The organism is Metallibacterium scheffleri (assembly GCF_002077135.1).
Classification (GTDB): Bacteria; Pseudomonadota; Gammaproteobacteria; order Xanthomonadales; family Rhodanobacteraceae; genus Metallibacterium; species Metallibacterium scheffleri.
On the sequence record NZ_LDOS01000002.1, the window covers coordinates 705,569 to 726,638 of the forward strand.

Below are 21,070 nucleotides of genomic sequence, written 5' to 3' on the forward strand. Positions count from 1 at the left end.
CAGCGACGTGCGGCTCCACCAACCGCCAGCGCGACACCCGCGCGCCGCACCGATTCCTGGTGACGCCGCTGCCAATGCAGCCCGCGGGCTGCATCGACCGCCCGCCTGCCGGCGCCGCCGGACCGATCCTGCCGCCGACTCGCTCAATGCCCGCTCTGCCGGACCGGCGGTCCGCTCCGGGCCTGATCGACCTCGCAGCGACCGACCCGCATCCTGATCCGTCTGCCACCGAGCCGCGCACCCGCACTACCTAGCCCCGGACCCAACCGCCAGCCCATGCCGCCGGGAACCGCCTGCGGCGGCCCGCGTGCGCGTGATGGTCGGGCACCCCACCCTGCGGGTGGATGCCCTCAGCTCTGCGAGCCGTCGCCCAGTGGGCGCCATCTCTCCGAGCACACACACCTCGCACGCCTGCGGCTGCCACTTCGTGGCTCGGTGTGTTGCAACTTCCTGACGCGCGGAGCAAATCGCTGGCGCCACCTATGGCGCCACCCGCTGCGATAAAGCGACCTGAAAGCGTTGCAGCGCCTCGTTCCCAGCATGACGCCACCACGCGGCGTCGTTCTGACGCCAGAAAAAAATATCCCGAGCGCACTGCATTGGGTACCAGGACCACGCTCGAGGTGCCCAATGAACACCGAAGCAATCAACCCCGAAATCACCGCCGCCTCAACCATCGTGGCCGTGCCCCGCAGGAGCCGTCCACGGCGCAAGAGCCGTGCGCGCATCCACCTGCGTCTCTCTGCCGCCGAGCGCGCCGAACTGGAATCGGCCGCCCGCGCGGCGGGCTATTCGCGCGTGACCTCATATGTGCTCGCGCTGACCCGTGGAGAGACGGCCGCTCGCACACAGGCCGACGCGGTGCTTGCCCAAGCGAAGGCGGTCATCGAGACGTCCGTGAGGATCGCGGTCGAGGCCGCCGTTGCTGCGCAGGCGGAGAAGGCCGCCGCAGACACGGCTGCCCTGGCTGAGCAGATCGCCCGCTTGCGCGAGGCGGTGAAGGACAACTTCATCCGGCTGGCCGAGCAAGTGATGCGTGGCGCCACTTCGCCTGTTTCCGGAGGTGCGCGATGATCACCATCCAGCAGCTCTGCGACGCCGAGGGCGCGGCGCGGTACTTCAGCGAGCTCGACGACTACTACCGCGAAGGCGGGGCAGCGCCGGCCGAACTGGTGGGATGTGGCGCCACTCGACTCGGCCTCGCTGGCGCCTTCGACAAGACACGCGCCACGGCGTTCGCCGCCGCCCTGCGCGGCGAGGTGGCCGGCCAGCGGATTGGCAACCCGGCCCGTCACCGGGCCGGCTACGACCTGACATTCTCAGCCCCAAAGAGCTTCTCGGTCGCCGCCCTTGTCGCCGGCGACGATCGTCTCGCGGCTGCTCACGACCGCGCGGCACGCGCGGCCCTGGCGCACATCGAGGCGCATGCGCTGGTGACCCGCCAGCGTGGCGCCGACGGCAAGGGCTACGAATGGCGGCAGGTGGAGGGCATCACTGGTGTGTTCCGGCACACGACGAACCGCCGGGTCGAACCCGACCTGCACAGCCACATTGTGATCGCGAACGCCGGCTACGACCAGACGACGGGCCGCTGGGCTTCGATCGACGGCAAAGAACTGTTCGCGGCCCAGCGCGAAGCGGGCACGCTGTATATGGCCGAGCTGGCGCGCGGCGCCCGTGAGGCCGGCCACGAGATCGACTGGACGATCAACGCGCAGGGTCACCCATCGTTCGAAATCCGCGACGTGCCGCCCGAGCTGTCGCTGGCTTTCTCGACCCGTACTCAGGCAATCGAGGCCGAACTGGCGCGACGGGGCCTGACCCGGGAGACGGCTTCGCCGGACGCCAAACAGGCGGCCACGCTTGCTACTCGCGATAAGAAGCTGGTTGGCGTGGACCGCGCGGCGCTGGTCGAATCCTGGCGCGCGCTGGCGCGCGAGCATGGCTATGACCTGGACAAGCGCCACGGGGCGCTCATCGGCAACGACCAGCGTCTCGCTGCGTCGGATGACGCGGTGAAGCGCGCCATCGAGCACCTCAGCGAGCGTGACGCGCGTTTCAGCCGCCGTGACCTCGAGCATGAGTGCAGGATCTATGCCCAGGGCCATGCCAGCGACGCCGACCTCGCCGCCGCCATTGACCGCGCCCAGCGGCGCGGCGACCTGATCCAGCGCCCGAGCTGGGGCAGGACTGCCGGCGGGCAGCGCGGGCACCGGAGCGGTTTCACAACTGCCGAAGGGGTGAAGACCGAGCGCGCACTGCTGGAGACCGCCGGAAAGCTCGAGCGCGCGAATGGCGCGCGCTTGATCGACCCAACCGGCAAAGCGCCGTTGTCAGACCGTGTCACGGCGCGTGCGATCGAACGCGCCATCGCCGCCCGCGAGTCGCAGAACGGCCGCCCGATGACGGACGAGCAGCGGGCCGCGACGGCGGCGATTCTGTGTAGCGATTCGCGCCTCCAGGTCTTGGGCGGTCACGCGGGCACGGCGAAAACGACGAGCTGCCTCGCAGCCGTCGCCGACCAAGCGCGCGCGAACGGCGCCACTGTCCGGGCGATGGCGCCGACCTCGAGCGCGGCCTCCACGCTCGGCGAAGCGCTGGGCTCGCGTGGCGAAACGGTGGCATCTGTTCTCCACGAACAGGCCAAGCCCGCGCGTCCCGACGCGCGGGAGCTCTGGATCGTGGACGAGTCCGGGATGATGTCAGCGCGGGACACTAAAGACTTGCTGCAGCGCGCCGAGCGCACGGGCGCAACGGTGATCCTCAGCGGAGACACAAAACAGATTGGCAGCGTGGGCGCCGGCGCGGCGTACAGCCAGCTTTCCGCGAGTGTCCGGCCGGAGCACAAGCACCAGCTCACCCAGATCGTGCGCCAGAAGAATGAAACGTTGCGCGGGGCGGTGTACGACGCGCTTTCCGGTCGCGTGCGCGAAGCCCTTCAGAAGGCCGACACGCTCGAGATCCGAACCCGCGACGCGCAGATCACCGCCGCGGCCGAGCGCTACCAGCAGGCGCAGGCCGCCGGCAAAAGCGCGCTCGTGGTGACGCTCAGCCGCGCCGATCGGGCGGACGTGAACAAGGAGATTCACGATCAGCGCGTGGCAGCCGGCCAGGTGCGCGACGAGCGCGAAGTCCAGATCCTCGACTCGAAACAATGGACCGCCGCGCAACGGAGCGACGCCGCCCGCTACCAGACGGGCGACGTGATCGTATGGGGAGCGGCCCACCGCCGCGGCCCCGACCGCGGCGAGCAGACGACCGTCGTCGAAAGCCGCGACGGCCTCGTGACCATCCAGCGCGAGGACGGCAGCCGTTGGACGTTCAACCCGCGCAACATGAGCAGGTTCGACGTGTTCGATGCGCGCGCGCTCGCGGTAGGCCGCGGCGACTCGATCGTGACCCGCAGTGCGATGCACAACGCCGACGGCGAGCGCCTGGCGAACGGCACGCGGCTCGAGGTCACGGCGGTGCGCGGCGACCGCATGACCGTTCGCGACGAAAAGGGCCACCAGCACACGCTCGACACCCACCGCGGCCTGCACGTCGATCACGGCTACGCCATGACCGCCGACCAGGCGCAGGGGAAAACTGCGGACGAATCGATCGGGGTCATTCGGGCCGGTCAGGAAAATCTGGCAGAACTGGCCCGCCTGTACGTGATTATCTCGCGTGCACGCGAGCGCGGCGTCGTGATCACCGACGACGCGCAGAAGCTCGCCGCGGTGCTCGAGCGGAATACCGGCCAGTGTAAGCAGGCCCTCGAAACCGCCGCCGATCGCGACCCGCCGCTGCCGGGCGCGCTGGCGCAGTGGTTGGCCGAGCGCGAGGCAGAGCGCGAGGAACGCCTGCCGGGGCTGCCGCCGATGATGGCCGAGCCGACCGACCCCGGGGTGGTCGCGGCGATCGAGCGCGACCGCGAGCAGCTCGGCCTCGACGCCCCTGATCCCGATCGCGACCTCGATGACCAGGACCTCGAGCAGGACCTCGACTTCGACGGCCCGGAAATGGGCTGACGGCGCGGCGAATAGGAATCCACGCCGGTCACTGCATTGGGTACCGACACAGAGGCAGAGAACTGATCATGAACCTGAAAATCAAACCCCACATCATCGAAATCCTGATCGGCGCCGTTCTCGGCGCCGGTGCCAGCCTGGCCTGCGCCAGTGTGCTGCTGGTGCTGACGCACACGCCGCTTCCGTCGCTGTGGCCGGTGACGATCAAGTCGCTGCCGTCCGCTTGGCAGCGTCTCGTCGGCGGCCTGCTCGACGGCGCCGTCCTGGCTGGCGCCATCTTGGGCGGCTGGTACGCCGCGCACCAGACGGAGATCCAGCACGTGCGCGGGACGCGCTTCTATCGCGACCCCGACGAGGCCGTGCCGGTGCTGCAGGCCGCCGAGACCTCACGCATGAGCGAGGCCCAGCGCGTGGGCAAAATCCCCAGCCTCGTGCTGGGTGGCATCGCCTTCTCGCGCAAGCGCCTCACCGCCGGCGCGCTGTTTGTCGGCCTGCCGGGCAGCGGCAAAACGGTCTGCCTGTCCGCCGCGATTCATCAAATCCTGCACGGTGGCGGCGGCGATCGCGTGCTGGTGCATGACCCCAAAGGCGATTACACCGCGCAACTGTTCGACCCGGCGACGTGCGTCCTGCTGGGGCCATGGGATGCGCGCGCCGCGCTGTGGTCGCCCGACGACATCGACAGCCCGGCACTGGCCTCGGAGTTCGCCGACGCCATCACCGGCGCCAGCGAGATGCAGGGGAACAACAAATACTTCTACGACGGCGCCAGCGCCATCGTGGGCGGCCTCATCAAGAGCTATCTGCTCGAGGGCGCGCAGTGGCGCTGGATCGACCTCGCCCGCGCCCTTCAGGGCGATGCGCGTTCAATGGCCCAGCAAGCCGAGCGCGGTGACGCGCGCGTGCGGCAGATTCTGCCGTTCGCGTTCGCGCGGCCGCATCCGAAGACCGGTGCGCTGCCCGGGCCGTCGCAGGGCGAACGCGGGGTGATTTCAACCGTGGGCACGTGCTCGCGCATGCTGCTGCAGCTCGCCGCCGTGGACCACGGCAGGCCTGATGCGCCGCAGTTCAGTATGCGCAAGTGGCTGACCGGCGAAGCGCACCAGGAAGTGCGCACCGTCATCCTCAACAACAACGCTGCTTTTTCGAGCGCAGCCGAAGCGATTTTCGGGGCGATCCTGCGCGTGCTGGTCGCCACTACGAACAGCGCGCTGATGCGCGAGAAATCCGCCGACGACGCCGGTCTTTGGCTGATCATCGACGAGGCGCCGCAGCTCGGTCTCGCAGCCCTCGAACACCTGCAGCGCGCCGCCGAGGTCGCGCGATCGCGGGGCGTGCGCACGGTGTTGGCGGCGCAGGATGAATCGCAATTTGCGGCGCGCATGGGCTTCGAAAAGGCCGCTCCGTTGCTCGCCATGCAATCGTTGCGCGTATACGCGCAAATGTCCGCCGCAGGCGCGGAGAGCGTGTGCAAGCGCGTCGGAGATAGGGACGTCAAACGCCTCGAAACCACCGGCAGCGGCGGCGCGCTCCAGGGCAAAACCTCGCGCGCCGAGAGGCTTCCAGTACTGGTCTCCAGCGACCTCACCGAGCTGCGCGCAGGGCCCGATGGCGTTGAGTTGCTGGTCGCGATCGACGACCTCATCGGCAAAGTCCTGCAGCCCTATGCGCCGCGTCCCGAGCACACCGTCGCGCCGTTCGTCGAGTGCGAATACTGGCGCCGCGCGGAACCGCCGCTCGGAACCGCTGCGCCTGCACTTGATCCAGACAATGACCCGCCGGGCGGTGGCGGGCGCTCGCAGTCGCTCGACGAACCGCTGTTCGACGCCGACATCGACCTGCCCGGATTGCCTGAGCCGGCTGCCGAGGACGACGACCTGGCGCCGGACCTTGGCGTCGAATCCGAGTGGAGGGAATGACTATGCTGCTCCGAATGTTTCTTGCCTCATGTGTATTCGTCGTGGTTTGGCTTGCATATGCCCACGTCGCCTCCCCACCTGTCGCCGGCTTCATCGCAGCGGGAGCTGCCCTCGCCGAACTCGTCGGCTCTCTTGCAGTCGGCCGCAACGGCGGAGGCGCGGGCTCCGGCCTGCGCCTCATGATCTGGCTGGGCGCGCCAATCCTGGCTTGGCCCCTTGTCGCCATCGGCATCGAGCAGCTGATGCCGTCGCTCCCGCAGCCTGCTGCGGCCAGTGCCGCCGCCATCGTCGCATCGCTCACCGGCCTCATGGCTGCCGGGCATGGCAGCGGAGCCGACGCCAGGCGGAACGTGGCCGTGCTGATGGCCTCGCTGATCCCGCTGTATGCACTCGGCCACGCAGTCACGACCACGCCCTACGATCCGCTGTCCGTGGGCCTCGCCTGTGCGGCAGTCGCCACCGCCTGCGTGGTCGCCCGCCAAGCACTGGTGCTGCCGCAGGACCACGAGCGCGTGCTGGTGCTTGTCGCCAGCACCTGCGCGGTCGCGGCCATGATCGGCGCATTGCCAGCGCTGGCCGGATTCATCTGATCCCACCCGCACAGACCACAGGAGTACACATGAGCCCGCAAATGAAAACCATCCTTGATCTGTGCAGTGTCCGAGCTGATTCACCCGGCGTGAGTGCGCGCGACGGTTTCGGGGCTCTTTGGGGTCGAGCCCACTACGCAACGGGTCGCTTGAGGATGAATCGCCCCGGCTTTCATGGAGGCTGTTTGGTTTGAGTCAGGCCCTCACGATCGCCAGGTCGTCCCAGTTGGTGGTGTACGCCGGGGTCATGGTCCCGCGCTTCATCGCCCAGCGCCGCGGTTGCCGGAGTCCGGCACTGCCGATGCCCAGCGTACCCTTGCCCCAGCGTGCGTTGACGCGATCAAGGGTGGCCATCAGGGCGGTGCGGAGGGGATCTGTCGCTGACGGCGCATCCGCGAACAATTGCCCCTGCTCGACGTTCCGCTCGCCCAGCTCCAGCAGCATCACGCCGGCCTTGACGTAGCGATAGCCGTCCCGGTAGAGGTGATGCAGGACCGTCATCGCCGCCTTCGTGAGCACGGCCGTGTCATCGCTCGGCGCCGGCAGCGGTAACGTCGCACTCGGGTGGTATTGCGCATCCTGCAATCGATGCCGGTTGGTCTCCAGCCAGACGCCGACGCGCCCGGCCACGCCGTGCTGGCGGCGCAGCTTCTCGGCCGCGCGGCCCATGTAGGCACGGAGACTTTCCGCCAGCTCCGCCTCGGTCCATACCGGCGCGCCAAACGACCGGCTGGCGATGATCTGCTGCCGGGGCGGCGCGTCCTCCTCCAGATCGATGCAGGATTCACCCTGCAGCTCGCGCACCGTGCGCTCCATGACCACGGAATAGCGCTCGCGCAGCCGGTGCGGATTGGCCGCCCGGAGATCCGCCACCGACCGGATACCCTGCTCGGCGAGTTTCATCGCCGTCTTGCGACCCACGCCCCAGACCTCGCGTACCTCGATGCTTGCCAGCAGGGCATCGATATCGGACCCGGGCAGGGTGTCGAGATCGCACACGCCGTTCCAGTCGGCGCGCTTCTTGGCCACATGGTTGGCGAGCTTGGCCAGGGTCTTGGTCGATCCGATGCCGACCGAGACCGGTACACCCACCCACTGCTTCACCCGCTGGCGGATCGTCTGTCCCGTCGCCGTCAGATCCAGATGCGGCTGCCGGGTGAAGTCGAGGAAGGACTCGTCGATCGAGTAGACCTCCTGATCCGGCGCGAACTGGCCCAGCACCGCCATCACCCGCGACGACAGGTCGCCATACAGGGTGTAGTTGGAGGAGAAGGCCAGAATCCGGTGCTCCCGTGCCAGTTCCTTCATCTGGAACCACGGCAGGCCCATCGGCACACCAAGCGCCTTGACCTCCGCCGAGCGGGCGACCACGCAGCCGTCGTTGTTGGACAGCACCACGATCGGCTTGCCTTCGAGGTCGGGCCTGAACACCCGCTCGCAGGAGACATAGAAGTTGTTGACGTCGACGAGGGCGATGCGGCGCTGCATGACTCCTGATCCTCCCGTCCTGCCGAGGCCGTTCTCCCCTCAGACCTTGTGCAGCACCCGGGTGACCACGCCCCAGATCTCCAGCTCCTCGCCCTCGGCAAAGGTGCGATCGGCAAAGTGCGGGTTCTCGGCGATCAGGACCGGCTGGCCCTCCCGGAAGCGCAGGCGCTTGATCGTCAGCTGGCCGTTGACGACCGCGACCACGATTCTGCCTTCGCTGGGGTTCAGGGCCCGATCGACCACGATCTCGTCGCCGTCATGGATGCCGGCGCCGAGCATCGACCAGCCTTCGACCCGCAGGATGAACGTGGCGGCCTCGTGGCCCTGCCGGATCAGGTGCCGGTTGAGATCGATGCACTCCTGCACATAGTCATCGGCCGGACTCGGAAAGCCGGCCGGCACCGCGGCGCTGAAGCGGATCGGGCCGGTGGTTCCGGTGACGGCCAGCGGTCGCGCATCCTGGGCCACCGCGGTACCGGGCTCCAGCGGCAGGACCGTACCGGCTCTCCAGTGCTCCAGATACGCCAGCACCGTCGGCACCTGACTGTGCGGTACTCGCAGCGGCTGCGTTGGTTCGCGATAGCTTCCGGAGCCGGGCTTGCGGCCCGCGCCGGGCCGGCGGCCGCCGTGGGAGGAGGGAGGAGGGGTCATGGGACGTTGATTCGTGAACGTGAATCAAGCCTAGCAGATCGGGCTACCCGCACGCATAGCACTCACCGTTGCGGCCTCGCGGTAGCATTCACACTCACCCTCAGGAACAGCGATCGTGTCGAAACCATCCGCCGCCAGGCGAAACCGCACCCGGACCATCGAAGCGCAGGCCCTCGCGATGCTGGAGCGCTACGACTGCCCGATGCCTTACCACGCGGTGCGCACGCACTTCCTGGGCGCGATGTGCGCGACCGAACCCGTACAACCGATGAAGACGCTGGCGCGGATCTGGGATGGAGCGCTGCCGGCGTTTGCGTCCATCGAAGCAGTCAACGAGCTCCTCGGTGCGCTGATCAACGGACTGTGGAATGAGCTCACCGTGCATCAGGACGAGGGCCATCCCTATCGGCTGATGACGTTCCCGGCCCGGGCGACGCGCGAAAGCTTGGCCTGCCTGGCGGAGACGCGCACGGAAGAGCTGAAAGGGTTTCTGACCGGCGTGTTCGGTGATCAGGTGAATCTTGAAGTTCCCGAACCCATGGGCGAATCGCTCGACACCCTGATGGAGCTCGACGGCATCTTCTCCGGCATGCAGGCGTTGCTGGAGGATCCCGAGAAGCCTGCCAGTGCCAAGGACCTAGAAGGGCTCCGGAAACACATCACCAAGCTGACCGCCATCGCCGAGCAGGAGATCCACGCCGTCGTCCTGGGTGCGCGCGTGCTGCGCGAGCAGATCGGTGCGCTGGAGGAGAAAGAGGGATCGGCCGTGCACTGACGTGCACCGATGCCGCAGCTACTGGCATCAAGGCACCGCGAATGGCAAAGTGCGACCCAAACCGGACATTGAAGCGGTGCTTATTGGTGAAAGTTATGAAGTTAATGATCTTTTGTATAAACTCAAAGATGGGGTGCAATCATGGCTAAAATATTCCTTTTCGTACTAATGACCGCGTTGCTGGCAGGTTGTGCTACAACGTATACGTATAACGGACAACAATACCCATCATCTAATGCCGCGATTCAAGCAGCGCGCACTGACATTCGTGGCAAGGTCATAGCTATACCGAAGCTGTCAAAGCCTCTTGCTTTATCTGCGCTTGTGTTTGTTCCGTCATTGGAATGGTGCCGCCAAACGGTCAAGACTCATGGGCATCCTTCTGAAACGATCGTAAATTATGTACAAACAGTTGAATATTATGGCTATTACGGCATGGCCCAGGCTCTACAGCAAAGAGGCGTTTTCAAAACAACCGTCATTGATGAATTTGCGCAGCGTCAGCCATATGCACACCCAGACTACCAGTATCTAATTTGGCTCAAGCTTAATGGAACGAACACGGCAATATGGATGATTGCTCCAGGAGGCAAACCTTCTGATGCACAGCAGCTACCAATATCACCACTAGATTCGGCATCAGATCGTGCGTCCGATTTTGTTCAATCTGTCGATAAATATATAAGGAATGCGGAATCAACTAACCACGCAAATGATTGAAAATGAAGAACCTCGCGGCTTGCCACGAGGTTCTTCATTCGATTGATCCAGCGGGGAAATTTCAGATTGACAGTACGCCGAATAAGATCTAACGTCCGATGCTATTCCCCGGATCCGGGGTCTATTTCTTTTTAGGCCTTTCTGATGACACGCAAGATGGCACTGGATACCAACTGCCTCATCGATCTCGAAGTGAATCGCCTGGATGCCCGCCACGTCAGGACTCTAATTGGGGCTTGGAAGAAGAGACAGGTTGAACTAGCGGTGGTCGTGGTAAGCGCATCAGAGAATCAACCCACTGGCATCGCGAGTCGCGATTTTGGCGCGTTTGATGCGAAACTGAATAACGTCGGGCTCGCTGGCGTACATCACCTCCTTCCATTGGCGATTTGGGATGTTTTTTATTGGGATCATGCACTGTGGCCATCTGCCGAGATGATAGCTTTGGCATCGAAGATTCGGGAGATTCTGTTTCCGGGTATCCTGACGGCACCGCCCACGAACATCAACGAAAACTCCGTGTGGCGGAATCGCATGTGTGACGTGCTAGTCGCATGGTCGTGCATTCACCACGAGTGGGAGTGTCTAGTGAGTCGCGACAAGAATTTTCACGATCACAAGGTTGAGCTGGCATCGCTTGGACTTCGCGAAGTTCTCTACCCAGCAGATGCTGCTCAGCCACATACGCCCTAACATGCCCATAAGAGACTTCCCGTCAACGCCGCGCGCTTGAGGTTCTTGCCTTGAGCTTTCGGGCCATGGCTGGTCATCGTGTTGTCCTCTTTGCTGCGTCGTGCGTGTCAGTGCTGCGTGGTGATGCAACGAATGTCAGACTGCATTTCCATAAACGGTCTTGTTGCGCCGCTGATGCTGGCGCGGACCAGGGTATAAACCGCACCCGGAGACCTCGTTCGTCTTTCGGTATCGTCGGTGTTCGGGGATCAGCCGAAACACGGGGTGACGTCCGGCAGGTTAGTCAGGTTCTCTCCGGGTCGGTCTGACCGTTGTCGACCACTTCGCGCTGACGTGAAAGGATGTGCGTTCGTGTCATGCCATGCCGGCGATCCTCACCGCGCGCTTGCCGGCCGGGCGCTGCACCATCGGGTGCTTCAGCCACGCCTCGGCGTCGTAGGCTTCCTCGCGCGCCAGCATCGCCCACAGTTGCCGCGCGTGTTTGTTCGCAATCGCCACCAGCAGCTTGCCGAACGGCATCCGACACGCCAGTTGGCGGATCCAGATCTGCTCGGGCGTGGCCCGATCCTGTGCAGTCACCTTGGCGCGCTGCAGGCTGCTGCGCGCGCCCTGGATCAGCAGCGTGCGCAGGTAGGCATCGCCGCGGCAACTGATCGTGCCCAGGCGGGTGTGCCCGCCGCTGGAGTGCTGGGTCGGCACCAGGCCGAGCCATGCGGCCAGTTGCCGGCCGTTCTTGAACTCCTTGGCCGAGCCGACGCTCGCCACCATCGCATCGGCGGTGAGCGGGCCAATGCCGATCAGCGCGCGCAGCCGCACGCAGCGCTCATCCGCCTTGGCGTGCGCTTCGATGCGCGCATCGCACGCGGCGATGCGGTCGCGCACCTGCGCCCAGTGCGCGCTGAGATCGCGCAGCAGTTCCTTCAGCTCCGCAGGCAACGATGCCGCTGCGTCGAGATCCGCCAAGGCGATGCGCAACGCCCGGTCACCCTGCGCCATCACGATGCCAAACTCGGCCAGCAGACCGCGCAGGCGGTTGCTGATCTCCAGCCCTTCGGTCTTGTAGCCCTCGCGCACCCGATGCCATGCCAGCCGCGCCTGCTGCTCGACCGACTTGACCGGCACAAAGCGCATGTTGCCCTGGCGTGCCGCCGTGGCAATCGCCTCGGCGTCGTTGCGGTCGTTCTTCAGTGTGCGGCTCTTGCGGAACGGCGTCACGAACTGCGCCGCCATCAAGCGCGGCTGCAGACCGACCTCCAGACAGCGCCGCGCCCAATGGTGCGCGCCACTGCATGCCTCCATCGCCACCACGGTGCCGGCCGGCACCTGCGCCAGCCACAGCGCAAACGCTTCACGCCCGAGATCCTGCCGCCGCTGCACGTGTCCGGCGCCATCCACCGCACATACGGAAAACAGGTTCTTCGCCAAATCCACGCCCATGGTTATAGTGCTCATCGAGACTTCCCCTTCTGCTGACGGTTGTAAAAACCATCATGGCCCTCGAGGCCGTTGGAAGCGGGAAGTCTCTTTTTACTCGATGTGCAGCGACCAAGAATCTCACTTCGCGGTTTTACCGGCGCGTCATCGGCGATGTTAGGGCGCTCAACAAATGCGTCGACGCTATTTACGGCGGATTCGCAATCCGTGGGGCTCCGAGGGATGTTCACGACATGACAAATCCCGAGCCGCACCGAAAATGTTGGGCGAACAGCCTTGGTGACTGCGCCGGCTCCATGTCCAAGGAGCATATCTTTAGCAGGGCGATTTCCCGAAAGGGGTCGAAAACTGAAATGGCAGTCAAGGGCATGGCTAACATGCCCGATCAACTGATTGGGTTTGATTGGCCGAAGGCACGAATTCTCTGCGAGCGTCACAACTCCAGATTGAGCCCGCTCGATAGCGAAGCGAAGAAGCTTGCTGAAGGGCTCCATCAGTTTGTTGATGGGGCACGACACACAACGGTTCACCTGAGTGGATTGTTGCTTGAGCGTTGGGCACTCAAGACCGTTATAAATCACATGGCCGCAGGGTTCGCCCACGCGAACAGGTGGCTACCAAACCAAGATCTAGTCCGCAACGCGTTCGGATTGGAGCCTTTGCCACATGGATGCGGCCTCTACTTGCTGCGCGTCGATGGCTACGAACCTGTGAGCACAGAGCAAGCAGGTATAACCCTCGCATGGATGGGCACGGAAGACGGAACGCCACGAGAATGCATGGGCGCGATAGTCTACCTCCACGGAGCCACGTTCTTTCTTTTGCTTCAGACTCACTTTCTCGATGTGCTTAGAACCAACGGGTTGGGCTTTAGCAATTCTGGGCTGCCGCTGACTTACGATCGGCTGAGCTACCATCCAAAGAAGGCGCAAATTGACGATGGTCAGGGACACACCATGCTCGCGCTATTCGACTGGGGGCTGATAGGAAAGCCCCAGTCATGTTGAGCTTTTCCGCATGCGTTGAAGGGGCGTTCAAGTTCGACAGGCTGCTAGGAATGTTGCAGGAGTTCTACCCCGTTTACGCGGCCAGTTGAATAAAAAACGATGATAGTGACCGTCTGCTTCGGGCCGATTGACGCCGATCCCGAAACCTGGCGCCGATAACGGCTCATCTTTTCAAAGATGTCTCCAGCAGCAGTGCCACATCAAAGTGGCCATCGAATAGCAGCACAGCGGGTCAGCCCGGCCAGAATCCGCACTATGACCTGACAGCTGCCTTGCATCCGTCCGGCGCCAGGTGCAGCGTAGCGGCATGTGTGGACGCTTCGCCCGTTACCAGCCATTGCCGGTCTTTGCCGAGGCGGCGGGTGTTCTGGCCCCGCGAGTCGAAGCCCTCGATGGACCCCGCTACAACATCGCGCCGGGAACGCCGGCCTGGCTGCTGGCGCGCGATGCGCAGGGCGAAGTTGTCTTCAACGAACTGCCGTGGCGCTTCCCGACCTCGCGCGGCAACCGCATCAATGTGCGCAGCGAGACCGCGCAGGTCGTGCCGGAGTATTGCGAGCCGTTCGCGCAGCACCGCTGTGTGGTGCTGGCCTCGGGCTTCTACGAACCCGAAGGTGCCAAGACCGAGAAGCATCGGCCGTGGTGGTACTTCGAGGCCAACGATCGCAGTCCGCTGTTCCTTGGCGCCGTGGCCCAGGAAGCCGGCTTTGCCATCCTCACCCGCAGCCCGGTCGATCCGGTGGCGCGCGTCCACGATCGCAGTCCCGTGCTGGTGCCAGCGGATCAAGTCCTGCAGTGGATTGATCCACAATGGGCGGGGCGCGAGGTGCTTGCGCAGGCTGGCACACGCGTTGCCGCAAGCTTGCACGGATGGCGCGTCAGTGATGCTGCCAAGATTGCTGGACGTGAGGGCGCCGAGTGTATTGCGGTCATTGCTTGAGCCCAGTACGTGGACACCTCTCTGAAGATGGGGCCGCGAGTGGGATACTTTGCCGCACTCGAACCTGCTGCGGCAACGTGGCCTTGTATCGCTGAAAAGGACGCTCTGTGACATCCGATCTCGTCGCCGTGGAGAACCGCCTGTGGGCGGCTGCCGATCAGCTTTGGGCCAACACCGGGCTGAAGCCGTCCGAGTTTTCCACGCCCGTGCTGGGGCTGATTTTCCTGCGCTACGCCGACACGCGCTACGCCGAGGCCGATGCGGCGCTCGCCGCCAAGGGTATCGCGCCCGCCGACCGCGAGCCGATGGACTACCAGGCCGAGGGCGTGCTGTATTTGCCAGATGATGCGCGCTTCGCGTATTTGCAATCGCTCACCGAGGGCGCGGATCTCGGCCGCCATATCACCCGCGCCATGACGCTGGTCGAGGACCACAACCCCGAACTGCGCGGCGTGCTGCCGCGCGGCTACAACCTGCTGCCCAACGCCACCCTGGTGGAACTGCTGCGCCTGCTGGCCCCGCTGGACCTGCAAGGCGACGCCTTCGGCAAGGTGTACGAATACTTCCTCGGCAACTTCGCGCTCAAGGAAGGCCAGAAGGGCGGCGTGTTCTACACGCCCAGCAGCATCGTGCGGCTGATCGTGGAAATCATCCAGCCGTTTCATGGCCGCATTTTTGATCCCGCCTGCGGCTCCGGCGGCATGTTCGTGCAGTCCGCCGAATTCGTGCGCCGTCACCAGCGCAACGCCACCACCGAGCTCACCGTGTTCGGCACCGAGAAAGCCGCCGACACGGTCAAGCTGGCCAAGATGAACCTCGCCGTGCACGGCCTGTCCGGCGACATCCGCGAAAGCAACACCTATTACGAAGATCCGCACAAGGCCGTGTCCGGGCGCGGCGCCCACATCAACGGCCGCTTCGACTTCGTCATGGCCAATCCGCCGTTTAACGTCTCCGGCGTGGACAAGGACCGCCTCAAGGACGACGCCCGCTTCGCGCTGGGTCTGCCCAGCACCGACAACGCCAACTACTTGTGGATCCAGCTCTTCCACGCCGCGCTCAACGACAGCGGCCGCGCCGGCTTCGTCATGGCCAACTCGGCCGGCGACGCGCGCGGCAGCGAGCTGGAGATCCGCAAGAAGCTCATCCAGGGCGGCGCGGTGGACGTCATCGTCAGCGTCGGCAGCAATTTCTTCTACACCGTCGCTCTGCCGTGCACGCTGTGGTTTTTCGACAAGAGCAAACGCAGCGGCCCGCGCCAAGACAACATGCTGTTCATCGACGCGCGCCCCTACTTCAAGCAAGTCACCCGCGCCATCCGCGAATTCACCGCCGAGCAACTGGAGTTCCTCGCCAACATCGTGCGCCTGTACCGCGGCGAGGTACCGGAGACGGACGCCGGCAGCGCCGCGTTGCTGGCCGAGAAGTTTCCTGATGGCCGCTACCGCGACGTGGCCGGGCTGTGCAAGGCCGCCACGCGCGCCGAGATCGAGGCGCAGGGCTGGAGCCTGAATCCGGGCCGCTATGTCGGCGTAGGTGAGCGGGCGGCGGATAGTTTTGATTTTGCTGAACGCATTGCTGATCTTGAGGCTGACTTCGTGGAACTGTCTGCAAAAGCGAAGGCACTCGAAGAGCGAGTATTCGAAGCCCTTTCAGAGTTGCCCCGATGACGATCGTACGGGTGAAGCTGGCAAAGGTTGTAGATGTGAAGGGTGGGAAACGTCTTCCGTCAGGTGCGGCGTTTTCCACTGAGCCGACCAGTCACCCTTACATCAGAGGGCAAGACATCAGGGGCGGCCGCATCCGAGCGAGTGAGCAGTTCTACATCACTGACGATGTATTCGAGAAGATTCGTAGGTATACCGTTCAAGTCGGCGACGTGTGCATCACCATCGTCGGGAACATTGGGGACGTTGGAATTACGCCACCGGAACTCGATGGTGCGAACTTGACGGAAAACGCCGTCAAGTTGATTCCGACCACGCTCAACCTTGACAGTCGCTTTCTGGCCTACGCGCTCCTCTCTCCGGACGCGCAGCAGCAGATGAAGTTGTCTGCGGCGGGAGCCGCCCAGCCGAAGCTCGGGATCTACAAGGTCAATGACATCGAGATTCCGTTTCTACAAGTGGAGCGTCAACGCCGCATCGCCGCCATCCTCTCCGCCTACGACGACCTGATCGAGAACAACATGCGGCGCATCGCGATTCTGGAGGAGATGGCACGGCGCATCTACGAGGAATGGTTCGTGCGCTTCCGCTTCCCCGGCCACGAGCAAACCCGCATGGTCGAGTCCGAGGTGGGCCCGGTGCCGGAAGGGTGGCGCGTGTGTCGGCTTGGCGACGAAATCGAACTTGCCTACGGTAAGGCACTCAAGGCGGAGGACCGTGTTGAAGGAGACATACCTGTATATGGGTCCAGTGGCGTCGTCGGGCTCCACTCCTTCAGTCTTGTGGACGGCCCTGGAATCATCGTCGGGCGCAAGGGCAACGTCGGCAGCGTGCATTGGTGCGATGTGCCTTTCTTCCCCATCGATACGGTGTTCTACGTCAAGTCTGCGTTGCCGCTGCATTTCGTCTTTTTCAACCTGCAGCAGCAGAATTTTCTGAACAATGATGCTGCGGTTCCGGGGCTGAATCGCAATCAGGCATACGCCTTGCCTCTGCTTGTTCCATCGCCTGATCTGCTCGCGCGTTTTGCAAATACTTGCGCAAGTCTTCTCGGTCTTACCCGCGTGCTGTCTCGAAAGAACCACAACCTCCGCACCACCCGCGACCTGCTGCTGCCCCGGCTGATCTCCGGTGAGCTGGACGTGTCCGACCTGCCCGAGCCGCAGGCCGTCGTCGCATGAGCGCGCCGCGCCGCATCCTGATCATCGCTGGGCCGAATGGCGCGGGCAAAACCACCTTCGCCCGCGTGTTCCTGCCCGAGGCCGATTACCGCGATTTCGTCAACGCCGACCTGATCGCCGCCGGGCTGTCGCCCTTTCACCCGGAAGCCGCCGCGCTGCGTGCCGGGCGCCTGATGCTGGAAGAAATTGCCGCGCGCGTGGTGCGTGGCCGCAGCTTTGCCTTTGAAACCACGCTGAGCGGCCACGGCTACGCGCGGCAGATTCCGCGATGGCGCGCGCTGGGCTATCACGTCGCGCTGGTGTTCCTGTCGCTGCCCAGCGCCGACATGGCGGTGCAGCGCGTGGCCGACCGCGTGGCGCAAGGCGGCCACGGCATCCCCGCGGCCATTGTCCGCCGCCGCTTCGATGCCGGGCTGCGCAACTTCGAGGGCGTTTACAAGCCTTTGGTCAACGCCTGGGCGCTGTATGACAATGCAGGCAACGAGCCGGTGCTGCTGGCCGGACAGGAGAACTCATGAGCACACCCAAGCCACAATCGACGATCATGCTGTGCGACCCCGATTTGCAGAAAGTGCTGCCCGCCCTGCGCCGCGCCGCTCACATCGCGCGCGAACTGGCGCTGCGCACCGGCACGCCCTGCCATGTGTGGCTCGACGGCAAGATGGTGAACATCGGCGCACCGCTGCCGGCAAAGCCCGCTGCGACGAAATGAACAGCCCGCCGCCTGTCGCCTTGTCCGCCAGCGGCCCCGACGCATGACCCGCATCCCCACCGTCCGCAATATCGCCGCTGGCTACGGCGAGCTGCTGCTGGTGGAACTGCCGGCCATCGCGCTGCTGGAGTCGCTGGGCTGGACGCACACCAACCTGTTCGCAGAAACCTTCGGCGAGCACGGCAGCGAAGGCCGCGAGAGCGAGCATCAGGTCATCCTCACCCGCCGCCTGCGCGCGGCCTTGCAGCGGCTCAACCCGGGCCTGCCGGACGCAGCGTATGCGCAGGCCATCGAGCAAATCCGCGCCGAGCGCAGCACGCAACTGGCCGTCAACGCCAACCGTGAGCTGTACCGGCTGCTGAAGGACGGGGTGAAGGTGAGCCTGCCGGATGCGCACGGCGGCCAGGAGACCGTCACCCTGCGCGTGATTGACTGGTCCACACCGGACAACAACGAGTTCTTTCTTGCTTCGCAGATGTGGGTGGCGGGCGACATGTACCGCCGCCGCTGCGATCTGCTGGGCTTCGTCAACGGCCTGCCGCTGGTGTTCATCGAGCTGAAAAAGCCCAGCGTGCCGCTGAAGAGCGCCTTCGACGACAACCTGCGCGACTACCGCGGGCAGAGCATTCCGCAACTGTTCCACCCCAACGCCTTCATCCTGCTGAGCAACGGCAGCGACACGCGCGTGGGCACGCTGACCAGCGCCTGGGAACACTTTTTCGACTGGAAGCGGGTGGACGACGAGGCCGAAGTGCTCGGCCCGAATGCCGGCACGGTGAGCCTGGAGCGCGCCCTGCGCGGCCTGCTGACCCCGGCGCGGCTGCTGGACTACGTGGAAAACTTCACCCTGTTCGAGGAGGCCAAGGGCGGCCTGGTGAAGAAGACCGCCAAGAATCACCAGTTCCTCGGCGTGAACAAAGCCATCGCGCGGCTGCAGGAACTGCGTGCCAGCGAGCCGGCCGAGCGCAAGCGTCTGGGCGTGTTCTGGCACACCCAGGGTTCCGGCAAGAGTCTGTCGATGGTGTTCTTCACGCAGAAGGTGCTGCGCCGCGTGCTGGGCAGTTGCACCTTCGTCGTCGTGACCGACCGCGAGGAACTGGACGCGCAGATCAGCAAGACCTTCAAGGCCACCGGCGCCACCGCGCGCGAGGACGTGCGCGCGACCAGCGGCGAGCACCTCAAGCAACTCCTGCGCGGCAGCGAGCGCTACATCTTCACCCTGATCCAGAAATTCAGGAACGAGCCGGGACAGCCCTACCTGCAACTCTCCGACCGCTCCGACGTGATCGTGATCACCGACGAGGCGCACCGCAGCCAGTACGACGTGTTCGCGCTGAACATGCGCAACGCTCTGCCCAACGCTGGTTTCATCGGCTTCACCGGCACGCCCCTGATCGCCGGCGAGGAAGAGCGCACGCGCGAGGTGTTCGGCGACTACGTGAGCGTGTACGACTTCGCGCGCTCGATCGAGGACGGCGCGACTGTGCCGCTGTACTACGAGAACCGCATCCCCGAGGTGCAGCTCACCAACGCCGACCTCAACCGCGATCTGGAAACCCTGCTCGAAGCCGCCGAGCTGGACGAGGATCAGGAGAAGAAGCTGGAGCGCGAGTTCGGCCGTGAGTACCACATCATCACCCGCGAGGACCGACTGGAGGCGATCGCCGAGGACGTGGTGCGGCACTTTGTCGGCCGCGGCTATCGCGGCAAGGCGATGATGGTGTGCATCGACAAGGCCACCGCGGTGCGCATGTACGACAAGGTGCAGGTGCACTGGGAAGCCGAGATCGCGCGGCTGCAGGCGGCGCTGGAGCCGGCCCATGGCGATGCGCGCGAGGCACTAATCGCGCGCATTCGCTTGATGGAAACCACGGACATGGCCGTGGTCGTGTCACAGGGCCAGAACGAGGTGGAAGACCTGGCCGGAAAGGGCCTGAACATCACCCCGCACCGTCAGCGCCTGCTGAAGGAAAAACTCGACGAGAAGTTCAAGGACGAGGCCGACCCGCTGCGCCTGGTGTTTGTGTGCGCGATGTGGATCACCGGCTTCGACGTGCCGACCTGCTCGACGATCTATCTCGACAAGCCGATGCGTGCGCACACCCTGATGCAGACCATCGCGCGCGCCAACCGCGTGGCGCCGGGCAAGGAATCGGGGCTGATCGTCGATTACGTCGGCATCTTCCGTGCGCTGCAGAACGCGCTGGCCGTGTACGCCCAGCCCGGAGCGTCCGGACAGGCCTCGCCCATCCTCGACAAGGCCGAGCTGGTGCAGGCGCTGCGCGCGGCGCTGCAGGACGCGCAGACCTTCGCCGCCCAGCATGGCGTGAGCCTGGATGCCATCGCCGGCGCGCAGGGCTTTGCGCGCATCGGGCTGATTGCCGATGCGGTGGAGGCGCTGCTGGTCAGCGACGCCGACAAGAAGCATTACCTGCGCCTGGCCGAACAGGTGGCGCGCCTGTTCAAGGCCATCCTGCCCGATCCGCTGGCGCACGAGCTGGCGCCGATGGCGGTGCTGGTGAGCTATCTCGCCGCCAAGATCCGCGCCGAAACCGGCCAGCCCGACATCAGCGCCGTGATGGGTGACGTGGAGGCGCTGCTCAACGATTCGATTGCCACCGAGGGCTACCACATCGCCCCGGCCAGCCAGCCCGAGGCGCTGATCAATCTGTCCGAGATCGACTTCAAGGCGCTGCAGGACAAGTTTGCGCAGGGCCACAAGCGCACCGAGGTCGAGAAGCTGCGCCGCCTGATCGAGGGTCGTCTGAACCCGATGCTGCAGATCAATCCATCGCGCGTGGACCTGGCCGAGAAGTTCCAGCAGCTGATCGACGAGTACAATGCCGGCAGCAGGAACATCGAGGAACTGTTCGACGAGCTGGTGCAGTTCGCCCGCGACCTGAGCGCGGAAGAACAGCGCGCCGTGGCCGAGAACCTGAGCGAGGAGGAACTGGCGCTGTTCGACATCCTCACCAAGCCCGAGCCGAAGCTGAGCAACGCCGAACAGGCCGAGGTCAAGCGCGTGTGCCGCGAACTGCTGGCCACGCTCAAGCGCGAGAAGCTGGTGCTGGACTGGCGCGAAAAGCAGCAGGCCAAGGCGGCGGTGATGCAGGCCATTCGCCTGCAGATGCGCCAGCTGCCGCCGGCCTACACGCGCGAAGTGCAGCAGGAGAAATTCGCGCGCACCTTCGCCCACATCTACGACCACTACAGCGGCGCGGTGCGGAGTAGTTATCAGCCCAGCGCGACGCAGTAAGGCGATGCGTACACCTGACAATTG

General features: G+C 64.7%; 17 protein-coding genes. 14 read left to right on the plus strand and 3 right to left on the minus strand.

The features are described 5' to 3' along the window. Nucleotides 1–630: 630 nt before the first annotated feature. From Mschef_RS08315 to Mschef_RS08330, 4 genes are all read left to right on the plus strand, one after another. Complete coding sequence (locus Mschef_RS08315; protein ID WP_081127377.1) at nucleotides 631–1,074, plus strand: hypothetical protein; 444 nt, start codon at nucleotides 631–633, stop codon at nucleotides 1,072–1,074. Continuing rightward, complete coding sequence (gene mobF, locus Mschef_RS08320; protein WP_081127379.1) at nucleotides 1,071–4,013, plus strand: MobF family relaxase; 2,943 nt, start codon at nucleotides 1,071–1,073, stop codon at nucleotides 4,011–4,013. The genes Mschef_RS08315 and mobF overlap by 4 nt, the downstream gene beginning before the upstream one ends. 68 nt (nucleotides 4,014–4,081) lie before the next feature. Beyond that, nucleotides 4,082–5,932, plus strand: a complete 1,851-nt coding sequence (locus tag Mschef_RS08325) for a type IV secretion system DNA-binding domain-containing protein (protein WP_081127381.1) — start codon at nucleotides 4,082–4,084, stop codon at nucleotides 5,930–5,932. A gap of 242 nt (nucleotides 5,933–6,174) precedes the next feature. Beyond that, complete coding sequence (locus Mschef_RS08330; RefSeq protein ID WP_136256350.1) at nucleotides 6,175–6,522, plus strand: hypothetical protein; 348 nt, start codon at nucleotides 6,175–6,177, stop codon at nucleotides 6,520–6,522. A 195-nt stretch (nucleotides 6,523–6,717) separates the two neighbouring features. On the opposite strand, the gene Mschef_RS08335 is transcribed toward Mschef_RS08330, so the two are convergent. Both Mschef_RS08335 and Mschef_RS08340 read right to left on the minus strand, forming a co-directional pair. Further along, nucleotides 6,718–8,010: a Y-family DNA polymerase gene (locus Mschef_RS08335; protein ID WP_081127385.1), complete on the minus strand. Its 1,293-nt coding sequence runs from the start codon at nucleotides 8,008–8,010 to the stop codon at nucleotides 6,718–6,720. 39 nt (nucleotides 8,011–8,049) lie between these two features. Further along, nucleotides 8,050–8,661 carry a LexA family protein gene (locus Mschef_RS08340; protein ID WP_081127388.1) on the minus strand — a complete coding sequence of 204 codons (612 nt, stop codon included), beginning with the start codon at nucleotides 8,659–8,661 and terminating at the stop codon, nucleotides 8,050–8,052. A 115-nt stretch (nucleotides 8,662–8,776) separates the two neighbouring features. Here Mschef_RS08340 and Mschef_RS08345 point away from each other — a divergent pair, with 115 nt between their 5' ends. From Mschef_RS08345 to Mschef_RS17240, 3 genes are all read left to right on the plus strand, one after another. Then, nucleotides 8,777–9,436 (plus strand): hypothetical protein, encoded by a 660-nt coding sequence (locus tag Mschef_RS08345; protein ID WP_136256351.1) that lies wholly within the window; start codon nucleotides 8,777–8,779, stop codon nucleotides 9,434–9,436. Nucleotides 9,437–9,577: 141 nt separating this feature from the next. Beyond that, entirely contained in the window at nucleotides 9,578–10,156 is a 579-nt protein-coding gene (locus tag Mschef_RS17235) for a hypothetical protein (protein ID WP_136256352.1), read from the plus strand. Nucleotides 10,157–10,300: 144 nt separating this feature from the next. Next, nucleotides 10,301–10,849: a hypothetical protein gene (locus Mschef_RS17240; RefSeq protein WP_136256353.1), complete on the plus strand. Its 549-nt coding sequence runs from the start codon at nucleotides 10,301–10,303 to the stop codon at nucleotides 10,847–10,849. Between the two features lie 354 nt (nucleotides 10,850–11,203). Here the strand turns inward: Mschef_RS17240 and Mschef_RS08350 are convergent, their stop codons facing one another. Continuing rightward, nucleotides 11,204–12,301 carry an IS110 family RNA-guided transposase gene (locus tag Mschef_RS08350; RefSeq protein WP_081126072.1) on the minus strand — a complete coding sequence of 366 codons (1,098 nt, stop codon included), beginning with the start codon at nucleotides 12,299–12,301 and terminating at the stop codon, nucleotides 11,204–11,206. A gap of 278 nt (nucleotides 12,302–12,579) precedes the next feature. Between Mschef_RS08350 and Mschef_RS08355 the strand changes: the two genes are divergently transcribed. The 7 genes from Mschef_RS08355 to Mschef_RS08385 all read left to right on the plus strand — a co-directional run bounded on the left by Mschef_RS08355 (nucleotide 12,580) and on the right by Mschef_RS08385 (nucleotide 21,046). Then, on the plus strand, nucleotides 12,580–13,290 hold the full coding sequence (locus Mschef_RS08355) for a hypothetical protein (protein WP_081127394.1): 711 nt from the start codon (nucleotides 12,580–12,582) through the stop codon (nucleotides 13,288–13,290). 307 nt (nucleotides 13,291–13,597) lie between these two features. Continuing rightward, complete coding sequence (locus tag Mschef_RS08360; protein WP_081127396.1) at nucleotides 13,598–14,230, plus strand: SOS response-associated peptidase; 633 nt, start codon at nucleotides 13,598–13,600, stop codon at nucleotides 14,228–14,230. 107 nt (nucleotides 14,231–14,337) lie between these two features. Beyond that, nucleotides 14,338–15,900: a type I restriction-modification system subunit M gene (locus tag Mschef_RS08365; RefSeq protein ID WP_081127399.1), complete on the plus strand. Its 1,563-nt coding sequence runs from the start codon at nucleotides 14,338–14,340 to the stop codon at nucleotides 15,898–15,900. Nucleotides 15,901–15,911: 11 nt separating this feature from the next. Beyond that, nucleotides 15,912–17,078 (plus strand): restriction endonuclease subunit S, encoded by a 1,167-nt coding sequence (locus Mschef_RS08370; RefSeq protein WP_168708983.1) that lies wholly within the window; start codon nucleotides 15,912–15,914, stop codon nucleotides 17,076–17,078. Beyond that, nucleotides 17,075–17,596, plus strand: coding sequence for an ATPase (locus tag Mschef_RS08375; protein WP_081127405.1), 522 nt, complete (start codon nucleotides 17,075–17,077; stop codon nucleotides 17,594–17,596). The genes Mschef_RS08370 and Mschef_RS08375 overlap by 4 nt, the downstream gene beginning before the upstream one ends. Beyond that, nucleotides 17,593–17,790, plus strand: a complete 198-nt coding sequence (locus Mschef_RS08380) for a hypothetical protein (RefSeq protein ID WP_081127408.1) — start codon at nucleotides 17,593–17,595, stop codon at nucleotides 17,788–17,790. Before Mschef_RS08375 ends, Mschef_RS08380 begins: the two co-directional genes overlap by 4 nt. Nucleotides 17,791–17,833: 43 nt before the next feature. Then, the gene (locus tag Mschef_RS08385) at nucleotides 17,834–21,046 is read left to right on the plus strand and encodes a type I restriction endonuclease subunit R (protein ID WP_081127410.1); all 3,213 of its coding nucleotides are present in this window, start codon (nucleotides 17,834–17,836) and stop codon (nucleotides 21,044–21,046) included. Nucleotides 21,047–21,070 lie beyond the last annotated feature (24 nt).